The organism is Streptomyces sp. NBC_00539, assembly GCF_036346105.1.
Lineage (GTDB): Bacteria > Actinomycetota > Actinomycetes > Streptomycetales > Streptomycetaceae > Streptomyces.
Genome location: NZ_CP107811.1, coordinates 5,924,023 through 5,940,641, shown reverse-complemented (window position 1 = coordinate 5,940,641; position 16,619 = coordinate 5,924,023). Strand labels below are relative to the sequence as shown.

The following is a 16,619-nucleotide window of genomic DNA, read 5'->3' as shown; positions in this document are numbered from 1 at the left end:
CCGATGACCGAAGTGCTCCTGCTCCTCCTGGCGCTGCTGCTCTGCCTCGCCTGCGGGGTCTTCGTCGCGGCCGAGTTCTCCCTGACGACCATCGAGCGCGGTGAGCTCGAAGGCGCCGTCGAGCGCGGCGAGCGGGGGGCAGAGAGCGCGCTGGCCGCCGTCCGCAGCCTGACGTTCCAGCTGTCGGGCGCACAGCTCGGCATCACCGTGACGGGCCTGGTCATCGGCATGATCTCCAAGCCCTCGATCGCCGCACTGCTCAAGGGGCCGTTCCAGGCCATGGGCCTGTCGCCGGGCGCCGCCTCCTCCACCGCGCTGGTGCTCGCCACCGTGCTGTCCACGGTGGTCCTGATGGTGGTGGGCGAGCTGGTGCCGAAGAACTGGGCGATCTCCTCCCCCCTGGCCATCGCGAAGCGCGTGGCCACCCCCCAGCGCCTGTTCAGCCGGGCGTTCCGTCCCTTGATCAGCCAGCTCAACCGGACGGCGAACCACATGGTGCGCCGGTTCGGCATGGAGCCGGCCGAGGAACTCGCCTCGGCGCGCAGTCCGCAGGAACTCGTCGCCCTCGCCCGGCACTCCGCGAAGGCGGGAGCCCTGGAGAAGGACACCGCCGAACTGTTCGTACGGACCTTGAACCTGGCCGACCTGACCGCCGAGAACGTGATGACGCCGCGGGTCCAGGTCACCGCCCTCGACGTGCAGACCACCGCCGAGGACGTCGCGAACGCGACGCTGGCGACGGGCCTGTCCCGTTTCCCCGTGTACCGGGGCAGCCTCGACACCGTCGTGGGCACGGTCCACATCAAGGACGTCCTGGCCCTGTCGGCCGAGGAGCGGCACGGCTACCCCGTGTCGCAGCTGCTGCGCGCGCCCCTGCTGGTGCCCGAGTCGCTCACGGTGGACCGGCTGCTGGACCGGCTCTCCGGCAAGCAGACGATGGCCGTGGTGATCGACGAGTACGGCGGAACGGCCGGGGTGGCGACGCTGGAGGACATCGTCGAGGAGGTCGTCGGCGAAGTCCGTGACGAGCACGACCCGCACGAGACTCCGGACCTGGCCCCGGCCGGTACGGACGCCTCCGGCCGGCAGCTGTACTCGGCCGACGGCGCAGCGCGGACCGACCAGCTGCGCCGGATCGGCCTGCGGGTGCCGGACGGCCCGTACGAGACGCTGGCCGGGCTGATAGCGACCGAGCTGGGCCGGATCCCGCAGGTCGGGGACAGTTTGGAGCTGGACGGCTGGCGGCTGGACGTGGTGGACGCGAGCGGACGAAGGGCGGCCCGCGTACTGCTGCGCCGCCCCGCGGCCGCCGGTGACGAGGATGCGGGGGACGCGCGATGACCGTGGTCCAGTTGCTGATCGGCGTGGCGACCCTGGTCGTCAACGCCTTCTTCGTCGGCGCGGAGTTCGCGTTGATCTCCGTGCGGCGCAGCCAGATCGAGCCGTACGCCGAACAGGGCGACCGGCGCGGCCGGGCGGTGCTGTGGGGCCTCGAGCACGTGTCGGCGCTGATGGCGGCGGCGCAGCTGGGGATCACCCTGTGCACCCTGGTGCTGGGCGTGGTCGCCGAGCCGGCCATCGCCCACCTGCTGGCACCCGTGTTCGACTTCTTCGGCGTGCCGGGCGGGCTGACGCACGCCATCTCGTTCGTGATCGCGCTGGCCCTGGCGACGTACCTGCACATGCTCTTCGGCGAGATGCTGCCGAAGAACGTGGCGCTGTCCGAGCCGGTACGCACGGCGCTGCTGCTGGGGCCGCCGCTGGTGACCCTGACGCGGGCGCTGAAACCGGCCATCTTCGCGATCAACGCGTTCGCCAGCCTCATCCTGCGCCTGCTCCGGGTGGAGGCGAAGGACGAGGTCGCGGCCACGTTCTCCGACGACGAACTGGCCCGGATGGTCAAGGACTCCAGCGCCGCGGGGCTCCTCGACGTCCGGGCGAGCGCCCGGCTGCACGATGCCCTGGAACTCGGCCGGCGGCCGGTCACCGATGTGGTGCTGCCCGCGGACCGGGTGGTCACGGCACGCGAGGACATCACCCCGGCGGCACTGGAGCGGCTCGCCGCCACGTCCGGGTACTCCCGGTTCCCGGTGATCGACGGGCAGCACAAGATCCTCGGGTACTTGCACGTCAAGGACGCGCTCGACGCGGACGTGACCCAGCGGGACCAGCCGTTCCCGGCCTCCGCGCTGCGCCCGATCGCGCAGGTACGGGCGCAGACCCCGCTGGACGACGTACTGACCGCCATGCGGCGCAGCCGCACGCACCTGGCCGCCGTCCAGGGGCCGGACGGTGCGATGACGGGCCTGGTGACCATGGAGGACGTGCTGCGCGAGCTCTTCGGCAGGCCGGCGACGGCCTGAGCGCGGCCGCCGGATCCCGGTTCCGCACGGCCGTGCGGAACCGGGCTACCGCGCGGTAGCATCGCTGCGCCATGGAGATGAATGCGTCTTACACCAGTTTCGTCGCGATCGGCGACTCCTTCACCGAGGGGATGTCCGATCTGCTGCCGGACGGCTCCTACCGGGGCTGGGCCGACCTGCTCGCCGCGCGCCTCGCGGCGCGGGAGCCGGGCTTCCGCTACGCGAACCTCGCGGTCCGCGGGAAACTGATCGGGCAGATCGCCCGGGACCAGGCGCCCCTGGCCGCGGGGATGGGCGCCGACGTGGTGACCCTGGTGGGCGGCTTGAACGACGCGCTGCGGCCGAAGGTCGACATGGGCCGGGTGCGCGGACACCTGGAGGAGGCCGTGGGGCTCCTCGCCCCCTCCTGCGGAACCCTGGTCCTGATGCGCTCCCCCGGCCGCAACGGACCGGTGATGGAACGTTTCCGCCCGCGGATGGAGGAGCTCTTCGCCATCCTGGAGGAGCTGGCCGCCCGGCACGGTGCACTGCTCGTGGACCTGTACGGGGCCGCGGTCCTCGCCGACCCGAGGCTGTGGGACGTGGACCGGCTGCACCTGACCGCCGAAGGCCACCGGCGCGTCGCGGAGGCGGTCTGGCAGGCGTTGGGACTGCCGCCGGAGGAGGACTGGCGGGCCCCCTTGCCGCCGTCGGTGGCCCCTGCCTGGTCCGCCCGCCGGACCGAGGACCTCCGCTTCGCCCGGCAGCACCTGCTCCCCTGGATCGGCCGCCGGATCACGGGCCGTTCCTCCGGCGACGGCCGGGCGGCGAAGCGCTCGCAGCTGCTGCCGTACGAGGCCTGGGCGCCCGACCGGCTCTCGTAGCAAGGCACAATCCGGGACGGGTCCCCTACCTGCGTAAACGCACAGCGGCGGCCCAAGTAGAATCCCTACACGTGACAGCCAAGCCCCGCATCCCCAATGTCCTGGCCGGCCGCTACGCCTCCGCGGAGCTCGCCGTCCTGTGGTCCCCCGAGTACAAGGTGACGCTGGAGCGGCGGCTGTGGCTCGCCGTGATGCGTGCCCAGAAGGACCTCGGCATCGAGGTCCCGGACGCCGCCCTCGCCGACTACGAGCGCGTCCTGGAGACCGTCGACCTCGCCTCCATCGCCGAGCGCGAGAAGGTCACCCGGCACGACGTGAAGGCCCGCATCGAGGAGTTCAACGCCCTCGCCGGCCACGAGCACGTCCACAAGGGCATGACCTCCCGCGACCTCACCGAGAACGTCGAGCAGCTCCAGATCCGGCTCTCCCTGGAACTGGCCCGGGACCGCACGGTCGCCGTCCTCGCCCGCCTCGGCAAGCTGGCCGGCGAGCACGCCGAGCTGGTCATGGCCGGCCGCTCCCACAACGTGGCCGCGCAGGCCACCACCCTGGGCAAGCGTTTCGCCACCGCGGCCGACGAGCTGTTGGTCGCCTACGACCGCCTGGAGAACCTGCTGGCCCGCTACCCGCTGCGCGGGATCAAGGGTCCGGTCGGCACCGCCCAGGACATGCTCGACCTGCTGGGCGGCGACGCCGCCAAGCTCGCCGACCTGGAGCAGCGGATCGCGGCCCACCTCGGCTTCGCCCAGGCCTTCACCTCCGTCGGCCAGGTCTACCCGCGCTCCCTCGACTACGACGTGGTCACCGCCCTGGTGCAGCTGGCCGCCTCGCCGTCCTCGATCGCCAAGACGATCCGTCTGATGGCCGGCCACGAGCTGGTCACCGAGGGGTTCAAGCCCGGCCAGGTCGGCTCGTCCGCGATGCCGCACAAGATGAACACCCGCTCCTGCGAGCGCGTGAACGGCCTCATGGTCATCCTGCGCGGTTACGCCTCGATGACCGGCGAGCTGGCCGGCGACCAGTGGAACGAGGGCGACGTCTCCTGCTCCGTGGTCCGCCGCGTGGCGCTGCCCGACGCGTTCTTCGCCTTCGACGGTCTGCTGGAGACGTTCCTGACCGTCCTGGACGAGTTCGGCGCCTTCCCGGCGGTCGTGGCCCGCGAACTGGACCGCTACCTGCCCTTCCTCGCCACCACCAAGGTGCTGATGGGCGCGGTACGGGCCGGGGTCGGCCGGGAGGCCGCCCACGAGGTCATCAAGGAGCACGCCGTGGCCTCCGCGCTCGCCATGCGCGAGCAGGGAGCCGAGCGCAACGAGCTCCTGGACAAGCTGGCCGCCGACGAGCGGATGCCGCTGGACCGGGCGCAGCTCGACGCCTTGATGGCCGACAAGCTGTCCTTCACGGGCGCGGCCGGTGACCAGGTCGCCACGGTGATCTCCCGCATCGAGGACATCGCCAAGCAGCACCCTGAGGCCGCCGGGTACACGCCGGGGTCGATCCTCTGACCCCCGACGAGCTGAACGCCGCCCGTGACCGCGTCGTCCCCGACGTGGTCGCGGGCGGTCTGCGCGTGCTCTTCTGCGGGATCAACCCGGGGCTCCTCTCCGCCGCGACGGGCCACCACTTCGCCCGCCCCGGCAACCGCTTCTGGCCGGTGCTGCACCTGTCCGGCTTCACCCCGCGCCGGCTGGCCCCCGCCGAGCAGGAAGAGCTGCTGACGTACCGCCTCGGCATCACCAACGTCGTGGCCCGCGCCACGGCACGCGCCGACGAGCTGAGCGCCGAGGAATACCGGGAGGGCGGCCGTACCCTGACAGCCAAGGTGGAACTCCTGCGCCCCCAGTGGCTGGCCGTGGTCGGCGTCACCGCCTACCGCATCGCCTTCCAGGAGCCGAAGGCCAAGATCGGTCCCCAGGAACGCACCATCGGAACCACCCGTGTCTGGGTCCTCCCCAACCCCAGTGGTCTCAATGCGCACTGGACGGCAGCGACCATGGCCGAGGAGTACGCCCGCCTCCGCGCCGCCGCCGAGGCCGCCGACCGGGCACCTGGCGCCTGACGCCTGACGCCTCGGCCGACTACGGCGGGTCGATCACGGTGACGCCCGCCATCAGCCGGAACGGGTCCTCCGCCTCCCAGTGGGCGACGTAGGCCACGAGCCACCGGTCCTCGGCCCGCCACATGTGCACGTGGTCGGTGCTGTTGCTGAGCTCCTCCCACGGTTCCGGTATCTCCTCCCCTTCGAGCCCCCGGTGCATCGTCCCCTCAAGGGTGAAGAGCTGTGGCTCTCCCCAACGGTCGGTGAGCGCCTGCTCCAGCGCCCCGTATTCGGCACTGATCTGGTCGGCCGCCTCGATCCGCCCCGAGCCGTCGTCCTCCCAGAAGTCCCGCGTCTCCACGAGCTGGACCAGGTGGTACCCCGGTCCACTGCTGTGCCGGCCGAACCAGACCGGTTCCGGAGGAAACACCTGCGCCCGGAGCCGGTCGATCGTGTCGAGATGCTCTGCCGTGGTCATGCCGTCAGTATCTCGGCGGGCACTGACAACTGGCCCTGCGTCACGCCGTACTGGGTCACGCCGCCCGGCGCCGCACCGCCAGCCATCCCGCCCCGAGGGCCGCAAGCGACCACACCGCGGCGACACCGAGCCCGCTCCACGGGCCGAGCGCCCCCTCCGCATCCGTGCGCATGACCAGTTGCCCTGCCCGGTCGGGCATGAACTGGCCCGCCCCGCCCGCCACCTGGCCGATGACGAAGGGCAGGATCAGCAGGAAGGGTATGAGCAGGCTCATCACGAGGGTGCCGCTGCGCACCAGCGCCGTCAGACCGGCCGACAGCAAGGCGATCAGCATCAGGTAGACGCCGCTGCCGAACACCGCCCGCAGCACGCCGGGATCACCCATGCCCAGAGCCCGCTCCCCCATGAGGGACTGTCCGGCGGCGAAGGCCGCCACACCGGTGATCTCCCCGACCAGGAGAGCCAGTACGGCCACCACTGCGGTCTTGGACAGGTACAGCCGGCTCCGATCGGGCACGGCGGTCAGCGAGACCCGAAGAGCTCCGTCACGGAACTCGCCGGCGAATGCGGTCGCGCCGAACGCGACGGCCGCTATCTGGCCCAAGTTGATGCCGTAGAAGGCCGCGGCGAGCCGGTCGTCTCCCAGCGCGTCCTCCTGCCCCGCACCGAGCGCTCCGGTGACGAGGACGGTGACACCGGCGGTGGTGAGCAGCACGGCTATGAGAGACCCCAGGGCCGCGCGGGCGGACCGTATCTTGATCCATTCCGAGTGCAGTACGGGGACGGTGGGCAGGCTCGCTGCGGTCACGGCGGTAGCTCCGTTCGAAGGCAGGGGTAGAGGAATGAGGTACCGGGATCGGGGATCGCGGGACATCAGGCGGGCGTCGCGACGAACTGGGCGCGGCCCGCGGTGAGTTCGAGGTAGACCTGTTCCAGCGAGGCCCGCTCGTCGGACAGCTCCAGCAGCGGCACCCCGTGGCGGGCCGCGAGTGCGCCGATGTGTTCGGCCCGTATGCCGTCGACGCTCCAGGACCCGTCCTCGCCGGCCAGGAGCACGAGGCCCTCGTCGGCCAGCACCTCCCGCAACCGGTGTGGGTCGGAGGTCCGCAACCGCGCACGGGGGGAGCTACGGGAGTCGATGAACTCCTTCATGGGGCTGTCGGCGAGCAGTTTGCCCTGACCGAGCACGATGAGGTGGTCGGCGAACGAGGCGGTCTCGGCCATCAGGTGACTGGAGACGAGGACCGTGCGCCCTTCGCCGGCGAGGCCTCGCATCAGCTCCCGGATCCAGATGATGCCCTCCGGGTCCAGGCCGTTGGCCGGCTCGTCCAGGAGCAGCACCGCCGGGTCCCCGAGCAGTGCCGCGGCTATGCCCAGCCGCTGGCGCATGCCGAGTGAGAAGGTCTTCACCCGGCGGCGGCCCACCGAGGCGATGCCGCACTGCTCCAGTACCGCGTCCACGCGCTCCGCCGGAATGCTGTTGCTCACGGCGAGGGCGAGCAGGTGATCCCGTGCGGTACGCCCGCCGTGGGCTGCTTGCGGGTCGAGCAGCGCGCCCACCTGGCGCAGCGGCTGCCGGAGTTCGGTGAATCGGGTGCCTGCGATGGTGGCGGCGCCGGATGTCGGCTGGTCGAGCCCGAGGACCAGACGCATCGTCGTGGACTTTCCCGCCCCGTTGGGACCGAGGAAACCCGTCACACGGCCGGGCAGGACATCGAAGGTGAGGTGGTCCACGACCCGTGTGGTGCCGTAGGCCTTGGTCAGTTCGCGGATCTCGATGCGGTTCATGGCTCAAGACTCACCGCGGTCCCCCGCCCTCCTCCTCCCCCGTGCGGGGGTGCTGTCTCCCCCACGTGGGGGAGACGTCCCGCACCCGGGAACTGCCACGATGAAGCCATGTACCGACTGCTCCGCGCACCGCTCCAGGCGGTGACGTACTCCCGCTGGCTGCATCTGTGCGTTCCGTTGTTGCTGCTGGCGATCTGGATGTTCATCTCGCCCGACAGGCCGTGGGTGCCGTTGCTGATCGTCGTCCCCTTCGGATTCGTGCCGTGGGTCCGGCTGGCCGAGGGCCTGCAGGCCCGGTTCCTGCTGGCTCCGGACGAGGACGACTCGCCCGTCGCGGGCATCACCGCGGCCCCCTCGGCGCGTTGGGCCGACCGGTGGCGGACCCTTCTGTGGCTGGAGATACGGCTGGCCGTCGCCGGCGCCGCCATGTTCGCGACCGTCGCCCTGCCGGTACTCAGCCTCCAGCTGATCGCGATCGCGGTCGGACACCCGTCGGGGGCGGCGGACCACGCGGTGCCGTTCCCCACGCCACCGCGTTGGGCGGCTGCCATGCTGGCACCGCTTCCCTTGGTCCTGCTGATCGTCATCGTGGTGCTCCTCGGCGAGATGATCACTGCGATCGCCCGCCGACTGCTGGGGCCGTCCGCGGCGGAGCGGGTGACGGCGCTGGAGGCCAGGACGGAGCAGTTGCTGGAGCGGACCCGGATGGCGCGGGAGCTGCACGACTCGATCGGTCATGCGCTGACCGTCGCCGTCGTGCAAGCCGGCGCGGCGCGGGCCGCCGGGGACCCCGCGTTCACCGAACGGGCGCTGTCCGCGATCGAGGAGACGGGCCGGGCGGCCCTGGAGGACTTGGAGCGGGTCCTGCTGGTCCTGCGGGAGTCGGCACAGCCGCCGTCCCAGCGTCCCACCCTGGCCGAGGCGGACCGGCTCCTGGAGTCGGCGCGCGCTTCAGGGGCGGATGTGGATGTCCGACTGAGGGGTTCGCTCGAGACATTGCCGGGCCCCGTCACCCGGGAGGGGTACCGGATCCTCCAGGAAGCGCTGACCAATGTGCTGAGGCATTGCGGTCCCGTACCCGTCCGGGTGCGGGTCGAAAGGGCCGCGGACCGGCTCGACTTGGAGGTGTCGAACCCGCTCCCGGACGGGCCGAGCGTCATCACGGGCAACGGCAGCGGCCTGCGAGGGATGCGTGAGCGGGCCGCACTGCTCGGCGGGGAGGCCGAGACCGGTCCGCACGAGGGGCGTTGGAGGGTGCGCGCCCGGCTTCCGCTGGAGCGAATACCCTGACGGGATGCCGGTTACCGTACTGCTCGTCGATGACGAACCCCTGGTGCGCGCGGGCTTGCGTGCCGTTCTCGAAGCCCAGCCTGACATCGAGGTCGTCGGCGAGGCGGCGGACGGGGCGTCCGTGGTCCCGCTGGTGCGGCAACTGCGTCCGGACGTGGTGGCGATGGACGTACGGATGCCGCTGCTCGACGGGATCGAGGCGACGCGTGCGGTGCTGCGCTCCGTGGACGCACCGCCGAAGATCCTCGTGGTCACCACCTTCGAGAACGACGAGTACGTCTACCAGGCGCTGCGTGCCGGGGCCGACGGGTTCCTGCTGAAACGAGCCCGGCCGTCGGAGATCGTGCACGCGGTACGGCTCGTCGCGGAAGGCGAGACCCTCCTCTTCCCGGCCGCGGTGCGGGCGCTGGCAGCGGAGTACGGCAACCGCAAGGCCCGGACGCTGCTGGAGCGGGCCGCGCTCACCGAACGCGAGGAGGCGGTGCTCCGGCTGATGGCGCGGGGGCTGACCAATGTGGAGATCGCCACCGAGCTGATCGTCGGCACGGAGACGGTCAAGTCCCACGTCAGCGCGATCCTGGCGAAGCTGGGTGCGCGCGACCGGACCCAGGCGGTCATCACGGCGTACGAGTCCGGATTCGTCTGCCCCGCCTGAGGCGACCGCGTGGATCCGGCCGATGGGGGGCCGCTTCTCGCCGCCACACCAGGGGCGCAGTACGATCCGGCTGACAGGGCCGCTAGCTGGGAGGACACACGTTGGGGCAGCTGACCGGCGGGGATCCCTCTCTGCTCCGGCGCATCAATTCGGCCGTGGTGCTGCGCGCCCTGCGGGCGGCCGGGTCGCCGACCCTCACCGACCTCACCCGGGTGACCGGCCTGTCGCGGCCGACCGTCGAGGGAGTCGTCGAAGGGCTGATCGGGGCCGGGCTCGTCGTCGAGGCAGACGCCGAGGAGGGTGCGCGGCGGCAGGGCCGACCGGCCAGGAGGTTCCGCTTCCGGGCCGAGGCGGGTCACCTGCTGGGCATCGAGATCGGCTCCCACCGGGTCGCCGTGCTGCTGTCCGGACTGGACGGGCGGGTGATCGGCGCGGGTACCAAGGACGTCGCCGAGACGGCTTCGGCCGACGAGCGGCTGGAGCGGGTCCGAGCGGCGGTGGCCGACCTGCTGCGGCGTGCGGGCGTACCCCGGGACTCGCTGCGTGCGGTGGGTGTCGGCAGCCCCGGCATCGTGGAGGCGGACGGCACGGTCCGCCTCGGGACGGCGCTGCCCGGCTGGACGGGGCTGCCGCTCGGGGACCGGCTGCGGCGCTCGTTCCGCTGTCCGGTGCAGGTGGAGAACGACGCCAACGCCGCGGCGGTCGCCGAGCACTGGAAGGGCGCCGCACGGGACACCGACGACATGGTCTTCGTGATGGCGGGCCTCAGCCCCGGCGCGGGCTCCTTGATCGGCGGTCGGCTGCACCGCGGGTTCGGCGGGGCGGCCGGTGAGATCGGTGCGCTGCACCTGCTGGGACGGGAGGCCACGCCGGAGAGGCTGCTGTCGACCACCGGTGAGCCGCTGCACCCGCTGGACGAGCCTGCGGTCGCCGAGGTGTTCGCGATGGCCAGGCGGGGGGACCCGCGTGCGGTGGCCGCTGTGGAGCGCTTCCTGCAACGGCTGGTGCACGACGTGGCGGCGCTGGTCCTGGCGATGGACCCGGAGCTGGTGGTGGTCGGCGGCTGGGCGGCCGGCATCGACGGCGTCCTCGAACCGCTACGCCGCGAGCTGGAACGGTATTGCCTGCGGCCGCCGAAGGTTGCGCTGTCGCTGCTCGGCGAGGCGGCGGTGGCCACGGGAGCGCTGCGGCTCGCGCTGGACCACGTGGAAGAGGAGCTGTTCGCGGTGGAGAAGACGGTAACGGCCCGCCGCCGCTGAGGACCGCCTCGAGCGTGCCCCTCCGGCTCGGGTCTCCCGCTACCCCGGGGCAGCCGTGGCCGACCGCGAAAACCAGCCGCTGTCTCATGCCGGTGCTGGTGCCGGTGCCGGTGGCTCCCACCGTAGGGTGAGCGGCATGACCGGGGCTGGTGGGACACGGGACGGGACGGAGCGCACGGCGCTGCGAGGTGTACTGAACGAGTGGGACGCGCGGCTCGACGCGTGCGCCGGGCGCGGGCCGGGAGCGCGCGGCCGGTTCGAGGACCTGGTGGAGCAGTTGCGTACACCCGCCGCCGCGTTCCTGCGGCCGGAGCTGGAACAACGGCTTGCCCGTTACGCCCACGCGGGCGACTCTCTCGTCCGCGACCTCCTGGCCCACATCCTGGCGGGCGCCTGCGGGAAAGAGGCCCTACCTGCCCTGCTGTGCGCAATGGCGAGTGATCGCAACGGCGACGGGGAAACGTTGCAGCTCGACGTCCTCGACCTGTTCGATGCCTGGCCGGAGACGTCGCTCGAACTGGTCCTGGAGTACATCGCCTCGGACGACCCCGGCAAGCGGCTGGTCGGTCTCTGGGGCGTGAGCGTCATCGACTTCGGCGGGACCAAGTACTTCGCCTTGATCGCTGACGCGGCTTCAGACCCCGAACCGCGCGTGCGCGCCGAAGTGATGAGTACCCTCGGCACCGTCTTCGGCACGGGTGATCCCACACGGGCCCGAGCTCTCTTGAGCGCCGGCACAGATGATGCTGCGCCCGAGGTCAGGAGCGCAGCCGTACAAGCCCTCCACTCCTCGCGCGACGACGCGGTCACCCACATCCTGGTGGCCCGTGCCGGCGACGTCGACCCCAGGGTCCGGTACGCGGCTGCGTGGTCGCTGGCTCGGAGACCGGCCTCCGAGGCTCGCGCCGCGCTCGGACGACTCACGGCGGACGTGGACGCGGACGTACGCGATGCCGCGCGCAAGGTCCTTGGTTCGCCGACCAGTTCCCTCTGACCTCACGCGCCGAGCAGCAAGAACGCCGGGCATCTTCCGGCACCTCCACCTATGCACGCTGGGCAGTTCGCCGACAGCGGGACGTTGAGGCCGCTGCCGACGAGGGTGGGCTTCGAGCGCTCCTCGGCCTGCGACGCAATGCCTGCATCGGCTCCTGGGCTGAGCGGCCCGCGGTCGTTGCTAGCCTCTGACTCCCGTTCGCGGGTGCCACATGGATCACGAGGGAGCAGGGGTACGCATGGATGGACCTCCAGGTGAGAAAGTGGCGGGCGCAGGAGAAAGGCCGTTCCTGATGCCCGTCGAAGACGTCTTCTGCCTGAAACAGGGCAGGGTGGTCATGGCGACGGGTCGGATCGCACGCGGCCGGGTACGCAAGGGCGACGCGGTGGAGATCATCGGCTCGGGTGGCGGCGCGACCGCTCTCATCGCGGACATCGAACGGAACCGGGTGTCCATCGGGGAGGCACGGGCGGAGATGAACGTGGGGGTGCTGCTCCGTGGCATTGCCGCGGCCGCGGTCGAACGGGGACAGGTGCTCGCGGCACCAGGATCGGTCAGCGCCCATACCGGCTTCACTGCCGACATCACCTTGCTGTCCGAGGAGCAGGGCGGTGCGGAGGTCGTCTCCGGCGCTCGCCTCCTTTTCCACGCCCGCACGGCCGCAGTTCTGGGCACGGTCACACTGCCCGAGGGTGCCGACACGGTCCGGCCGCTTCACGGAGCCGAGGTGACAGTGGTGCTCGATGAGCCTGTCGCGCTGGAGGAGGGCCAGCCCTTCGCGTTCCGTCATCACGGTCGTGCCGCCGGATCCGGCACCGTCATCCAACTCTCGCGTTGAGCCTCACGCATGAGCGGAGCCCGAGCCGGATCGCGATCGGGCGTCGGCGCGGGTAGCGGCGGTGACGGCGCGAGGAACACGCCGTGTCCCGCCCGGATGGTCCGGCCCTGTGCGCGGATGCCCGCTGCCCACGCACGTGCCCGTGCGCTCGCGTGCGCCCGCCCGGACGCGCGCGGCCCGACGGAGGGCGCCGGCTGCGAGCTGCCGCGGCATCGAGCTGCGGGCGGAGGGCCGTCAGGCCCGGGCTACGGCGAGCGAGGCGCCCGGGGTGCGGTCGCGGGCGGGTGGGGCCGGGGTGGCCGGCAGTGGGGAGGCCGGGGCCGCCGGTGGGTCAGGAGGCGGCGCAGGTGTCCGCGATTTCGACTCCGGCGTCCCCGAAGGTCAGGCGGCAGGTGTCCGCGCGGTAGGTGGCCACCGAGACGGCGGCCGTGCCCTCGGCGGTGAAGTAGCGGGTGGTCACCAGCAGCACGGGGGCACCGGGCAGCCGGTCCAGCTCCTTGGCGTCGTCGGCGCGGGCGGAGCCGAGTTCCACCGAGCGGTCCTGCCCGTCGAGGGTGAGCCGCTGGAGCTCCCGCAGCACCGCCCGGGCCCGCGCAGGGCCGGCCGGAGCGTCGATGGCGGAGAGGCCCGGCACGGATCCGGCGGGCACGTACAGCAGCTCGGCCGCGACGACCTGCCCCTGCGTGACGCGGGTCCGGCGCACCGTGTGCACCGGCTGGTCGGCGGCGAAGCCCGGCCCGGCGGCCAGCAGCGTACGGACCGAGGCGGGCGCGACGGCCAGGGCCGCGTCCACGTTCTCCCAGCCGTCGCCGCTCTCCCCCGGCCAGCTGTGGCCCGTACTGCCGACGGCGACGCCCACCCGGGGCGGGGCGACGGTGGTGCCGACGCCCCGGCGCCGCTGCAGCCGCCCTTCCAGCTCCAGCTGCTCCAGCGCCTGACGCAGGGTGGCGCGGGCGACGCCGAAGCGGGCGGCGAGCTCGCGCTCGTTGGGCAGGACCTCACCCACGGCGAAGTCCTGGTCCAGCGCCTCGCTGAGAACGGTCTTCAGGTGCCAGTACTTCGGCTCCGGCACCGATTCGAGCTGCGTGGTCCCCACCCTGACTCCTCCTGCAATCGCTGCACGCCGTATTCCAGCGGCAGTTCCGCACCGCAGTTCCGCGCCTTTGTTTATTAAAGGTTCCTGCACTATCCCTGGCGACGATAGGACGGCGCACCACCTTGGTCAAGACCAATGCTCGCCGCTACCCCGGGCAGATCGGGCGTATGTGGCGCATATGTAGTAAGCCGTTCACATGATGTTCCTCCCGGAGCGCCGGGCGCGTGACGTGTGCGCTCGCGAGGTGGCGTGAGGGGAAGAGCGCGCCGCGGCGCCTTGCCCTCGGCACCTACTGAGCGGTAGTCATTACTGACAGCCTGTCTCACACGCGTCCACCCGACGAGGAGCAGCATGACCGCCACGGTCTCCTTCCCCATCGATTCGCCGCACGGCCCGCGCACCGCCACCGTCGCCTACGAGCGCAAGGGCGCCGGCGAACCGCTTCTCCTCCTGCACGGCATCGGCCACCACCATCAGGCCTGGCATCCGGTGACCGACGTCCTGGCCGCCGAACACGACGTCATCGCCATCGACCTGCCCGGCTTCGGCCTCTCGGGCCCGCTGCCCCACGGCGTCCCCTACGACCTGGCCACCGTCGCCCCGGCCCTCGGCGCCCTCTGCTCCGCGCTCGGCGTCGAGCGCCCGCACGTCGCAGGGAACTCACTCGGCGGTCTGCTCGCGCTCGAAATGGCCCGCGGCGGCCTCGTCCGCTCGGTCACCGCCCTGTCCCCCGCCGGATTCTGGTCGCCGGCCGAGCGCCGTTACGCCTTCACCGCCCTGCGCGCCATGCGCACCGGAGCCCGGGCGCTGCCCCGCCCCGCGCTGGAGCGGCTCTCCCTCACCGCCCCGGGCCGGGCGGCGCTCACCGGCAGCATCTACGCCCGCCCGGCGCGCCGTTCCCCCGAGGCCGTGGTCGCCGAGACGCTGGCCCTGCGCGGGGCCACCGGCTTCGACGAGACGCTGGCGGCGGGCGTCTCCGTCCGGTTCACCGTCGACCTGCCCGGATTGCCCGTCACCATCGCCTGGGGCGACCGCGACCGGCTGCTCCTGCGCCGCCAGGGCGTCCGCGCGAAGCAGGCCATCCCCGGCGCCCGCCTGGTCCGGCTGCCCGGATGCGGCCACGTCCCGATGAACGACGATCCGGCACTCGTCGCCCGGGTCATCCTCGACACGGCGCGAACCGCCTCCCCCGTGCCCGCGGAAGCGGTGATCGGCTGACGGGTGTTCACCCGCGGTTCGCGTGGGCGACGCGGCCGGGCCGGTGTGCGTCGGCACACTGGTCCGGCCCACCCCCCGCCGGTCCCTGGAGACGCACCATGGCACCCACGCCGCACACCCGACGGTCCCTGCTCGGCAGTTCACTCGCCGTCCCGGCCGGCCTCGCCCTGTCCGGCGCGCTCGCCGCACCGGCGTTCGCCGCCGCCCGCAAGGCACCGGCCCTCGCCCTGTCCGGTCGGCCGAGCGCGCTCTGGGGCACCCAGTCCGGCGAGGTCACCGCCCACTCCGCGACCGTCTGGACGCGCTCCGACCGCCCCGCCCGGATGTACGTCGAGACGTCCCCGAGCGAATCGTTCCGCTACGGCGTGCGCCGCCACGACGGCCCCTTCCTCGGGCCCGGCACCGACTTCACCGGCACCACCTCGCTGCGCGACCTGCCTCCCGGACGCCAGATCCGCTACCGCGTGCTGCTCGCCGACCCCGCCGACCCGCGCCGCACGAGCGAGCCGGTCCGCGGCACCTTCCGCACCACACCCGTCTCACGCCGCGACGACGTGCGCTTCCTGTGGTCCGGGGACCTCGCCGGCCAGGGCTGGGGCATCAATCCCGACCTCGGCGGGTACCGGGTCTTCGAGGAGATGCGGCTGCGCGACCCGGACTTCTTCCTGTTCAGCGGTGACACCATCTACGCGGACGGCCCGATCCAGGCCTCCGTCACCCGCCCCGACGGCAGTGTGTGGCGCAACGTCACCACCGCGGAGAAGGACAAGGTCGCCGAGACACTGGCCGAGTTCCGCGGGAACTTCCGCTACAACCTGCTCGATCACAACCTCAGGCAGTTCAACGCCCAGGTGCCGGTGCTCGCCCAGTGGGACGACCACGAGGTGCGCAACAACTGGTACCCGGGCCAGCTCATCGAGGACCCCCGCTACACCGTCAAGGACGTCGACACCCTCTCCGGGCGGGCCCGGCAGGCCTTCGGTGAGTACTTCCCCGTCACCGACCTGCGCGGCGGCCGCGCCGAGGGCCGGATGTACCGGGTGATGCGGTACGGCCCGCTGCTCGACGTGTTCGTCCTGGACATGCGCACGTACCGTGACGCCAACTCCCCCGGCACGCAGACCGAGGATCCCATCGGCATCCTCGGTGCGGAGCAGCTGGCCTGGCTCAAGCGCGAGCTGTCCCGCTCCCGCGCCACTTGGAAGGTCATCGCCGCCGACATGCCGCTGGGCATCGTCGTCCCCGACGGCGCCGCGAACTTCGAGGCGGTCGCGCAGGGCGATCCGGGCGCACCGCTCGGGCGTGAGCTCCAGATCGCCGAACTCCTGCGCCACATCAAGCACCAGCGCATCACCGGCACCCTGTGGCTCACCGCCGACGTCCACTACACGGCCGCGAACCACTACGCGCCGGAGCGGGCCGCATTCACCGACTTCGCGCCGTTCTGGGAGTTCGTCTCGGGCCCCATCGGCGCCGGCGGCTTCCCGGCCGGCCGGCTCGACGCCACCTTCGGCCCGCGGACGGCGTACGTCCAGTCCGCGCCTATCGCCAACATGTCGCCGGCGGAGAACCCCCCGTATTACGGAGAGGTGTCGATCGACGGGGGCAGCGGCGAGCTCACCGTCCGCTTGCGCCGCCAGGGAGGCGGCGTACTCTTCACCACGACCCTCCAGCCGGGGCGCGTGGGACAGTCGTAGCGGCCCGCACCCACGACGGGCACCACGGCCCGGGCCGGGACA

General features: G+C 72.1%; 16 protein-coding genes. 12 read left to right on the top strand and 4 right to left on the bottom strand.

Annotated elements, in window-relative coordinates; all coding sequences use genetic code 11:
• The first annotated feature begins 3 nt into the window (after nucleotides 1-3).
• The 5 genes from OG861_RS26760 to mug all read left to right on the top strand — a co-directional run bounded on the left by OG861_RS26760 (nucleotide 4) and on the right by mug (nucleotide 5,285).
• The gene (locus OG861_RS26760) at nucleotides 4-1,341 is read left to right on the top strand and encodes a hemolysin family protein (protein WP_329193300.1); all 1,338 of its coding nucleotides are present in this window, start codon (nucleotides 4-6) and stop codon (nucleotides 1,339-1,341) included.
• Entirely contained in the window at nucleotides 1,338-2,363 is a 1,026-nt protein-coding gene (locus tag OG861_RS26755) for a hemolysin family protein (protein ID WP_329193301.1), read from the top strand. Before OG861_RS26760 ends, OG861_RS26755 begins: the two co-directional genes overlap by 4 nt.
• A gap of 71 nt (nucleotides 2,364-2,434) precedes the next feature.
• A complete protein-coding gene (locus OG861_RS26750; RefSeq protein WP_329193303.1) occupies nucleotides 2,435-3,226 on the top strand; it encodes an SGNH/GDSL hydrolase family protein in 792 nt (263 codons plus the stop codon).
• A gap of 71 nt (nucleotides 3,227-3,297) precedes the next feature.
• Nucleotides 3,298-4,731 (top strand): adenylosuccinate lyase, encoded by a 1,434-nt coding sequence (gene purB, locus OG861_RS26745; RefSeq protein WP_329193305.1) that lies wholly within the window; start codon nucleotides 3,298-3,300, stop codon nucleotides 4,729-4,731.
• Nucleotides 4,728-5,285, top strand: a complete 558-nt coding sequence (gene mug / locus OG861_RS26740) for a G/U mismatch-specific DNA glycosylase (RefSeq protein ID WP_329202007.1) — start codon at nucleotides 4,728-4,730, stop codon at nucleotides 5,283-5,285. The genes purB and mug overlap by 4 nt, the downstream gene beginning before the upstream one ends.
• 19 nt (nucleotides 5,286-5,304) lie before the next feature.
• On the opposite strand, the gene OG861_RS26735 is transcribed toward mug, so the two are convergent.
• The 3 genes from OG861_RS26735 to OG861_RS26725 form a co-directional block, all read right to left on the bottom strand.
• Nucleotides 5,305-5,742 (bottom strand): hypothetical protein, encoded by a 438-nt coding sequence (locus tag OG861_RS26735; protein WP_329193307.1) that lies wholly within the window; start codon nucleotides 5,740-5,742, stop codon nucleotides 5,305-5,307.
• Between the two features lie 55 nt (nucleotides 5,743-5,797).
• The gene (locus tag OG861_RS26730; RefSeq protein ID WP_329193308.1) at nucleotides 5,798-6,550 is read right to left on the bottom strand and encodes an ABC transporter permease; all 753 of its coding nucleotides are present in this window, start codon (nucleotides 6,548-6,550) and stop codon (nucleotides 5,798-5,800) included.
• A gap of 65 nt (nucleotides 6,551-6,615) precedes the next feature.
• Entirely contained in the window at nucleotides 6,616-7,530 is a 915-nt protein-coding gene (locus OG861_RS26725; RefSeq protein WP_329193309.1) for an ABC transporter ATP-binding protein, read from the bottom strand.
• A gap of 108 nt (nucleotides 7,531-7,638) precedes the next feature.
• Between OG861_RS26725 and OG861_RS26720 the strand changes: the two genes are divergently transcribed.
• From OG861_RS26720 to OG861_RS26700, 5 genes are all read left to right on the top strand, one after another.
• A complete protein-coding gene (locus OG861_RS26720) occupies nucleotides 7,639-8,820 on the top strand; it encodes a sensor histidine kinase (protein WP_329193311.1) in 1,182 nt (393 codons plus the stop codon).
• A 4-nt stretch (nucleotides 8,821-8,824) separates the two neighbouring features.
• Nucleotides 8,825-9,475 carry a response regulator transcription factor gene (locus OG861_RS26715; RefSeq protein WP_329193313.1) on the top strand — a complete coding sequence of 217 codons (651 nt, stop codon included), beginning with the start codon at nucleotides 8,825-8,827 and terminating at the stop codon, nucleotides 9,473-9,475.
• A 101-nt stretch (nucleotides 9,476-9,576) separates the two neighbouring features.
• A complete protein-coding gene (locus OG861_RS26710; protein WP_329193315.1) occupies nucleotides 9,577-10,734 on the top strand; it encodes an ROK family transcriptional regulator in 1,158 nt (385 codons plus the stop codon).
• 136 nt (nucleotides 10,735-10,870) lie between these two features.
• The gene (locus OG861_RS26705; protein ID WP_329193318.1) at nucleotides 10,871-11,728 is read left to right on the top strand and encodes a HEAT repeat domain-containing protein; all 858 of its coding nucleotides are present in this window, start codon (nucleotides 10,871-10,873) and stop codon (nucleotides 11,726-11,728) included.
• Nucleotides 11,729-12,020: 292 nt separating this feature from the next.
• The gene (locus OG861_RS26700; protein ID WP_329193320.1) at nucleotides 12,021-12,566 is read left to right on the top strand and encodes an EF-Tu/IF-2/RF-3 family GTPase; all 546 of its coding nucleotides are present in this window, start codon (nucleotides 12,021-12,023) and stop codon (nucleotides 12,564-12,566) included.
• Nucleotides 12,567-12,897: 331 nt separating this feature from the next.
• Here OG861_RS26700 and OG861_RS26695 read toward each other — a convergent pair whose 3' ends face one another.
• On the bottom strand, nucleotides 12,898-13,662 hold the full coding sequence (locus OG861_RS26695; RefSeq protein ID WP_329193322.1) for a GntR family transcriptional regulator: 765 nt from the start codon (nucleotides 13,660-13,662) through the stop codon (nucleotides 12,898-12,900).
• A 351-nt stretch (nucleotides 13,663-14,013) separates the two neighbouring features.
• Between OG861_RS26695 and OG861_RS26690 the strand changes: the two genes are divergently transcribed.
• Both OG861_RS26690 and OG861_RS26685 read left to right on the top strand, forming a co-directional pair.
• Nucleotides 14,014-14,880 (top strand): alpha/beta fold hydrolase, encoded by an 867-nt coding sequence (locus tag OG861_RS26690; protein WP_329193324.1) that lies wholly within the window; start codon nucleotides 14,014-14,016, stop codon nucleotides 14,878-14,880.
• A gap of 98 nt (nucleotides 14,881-14,978) precedes the next feature.
• The gene (locus OG861_RS26685; RefSeq protein ID WP_330261875.1) at nucleotides 14,979-16,577 is read left to right on the top strand and encodes an alkaline phosphatase D family protein; all 1,599 of its coding nucleotides are present in this window, start codon (nucleotides 14,979-14,981) and stop codon (nucleotides 16,575-16,577) included.
• Nucleotides 16,578-16,619: the final 42 nt, after the last annotated feature.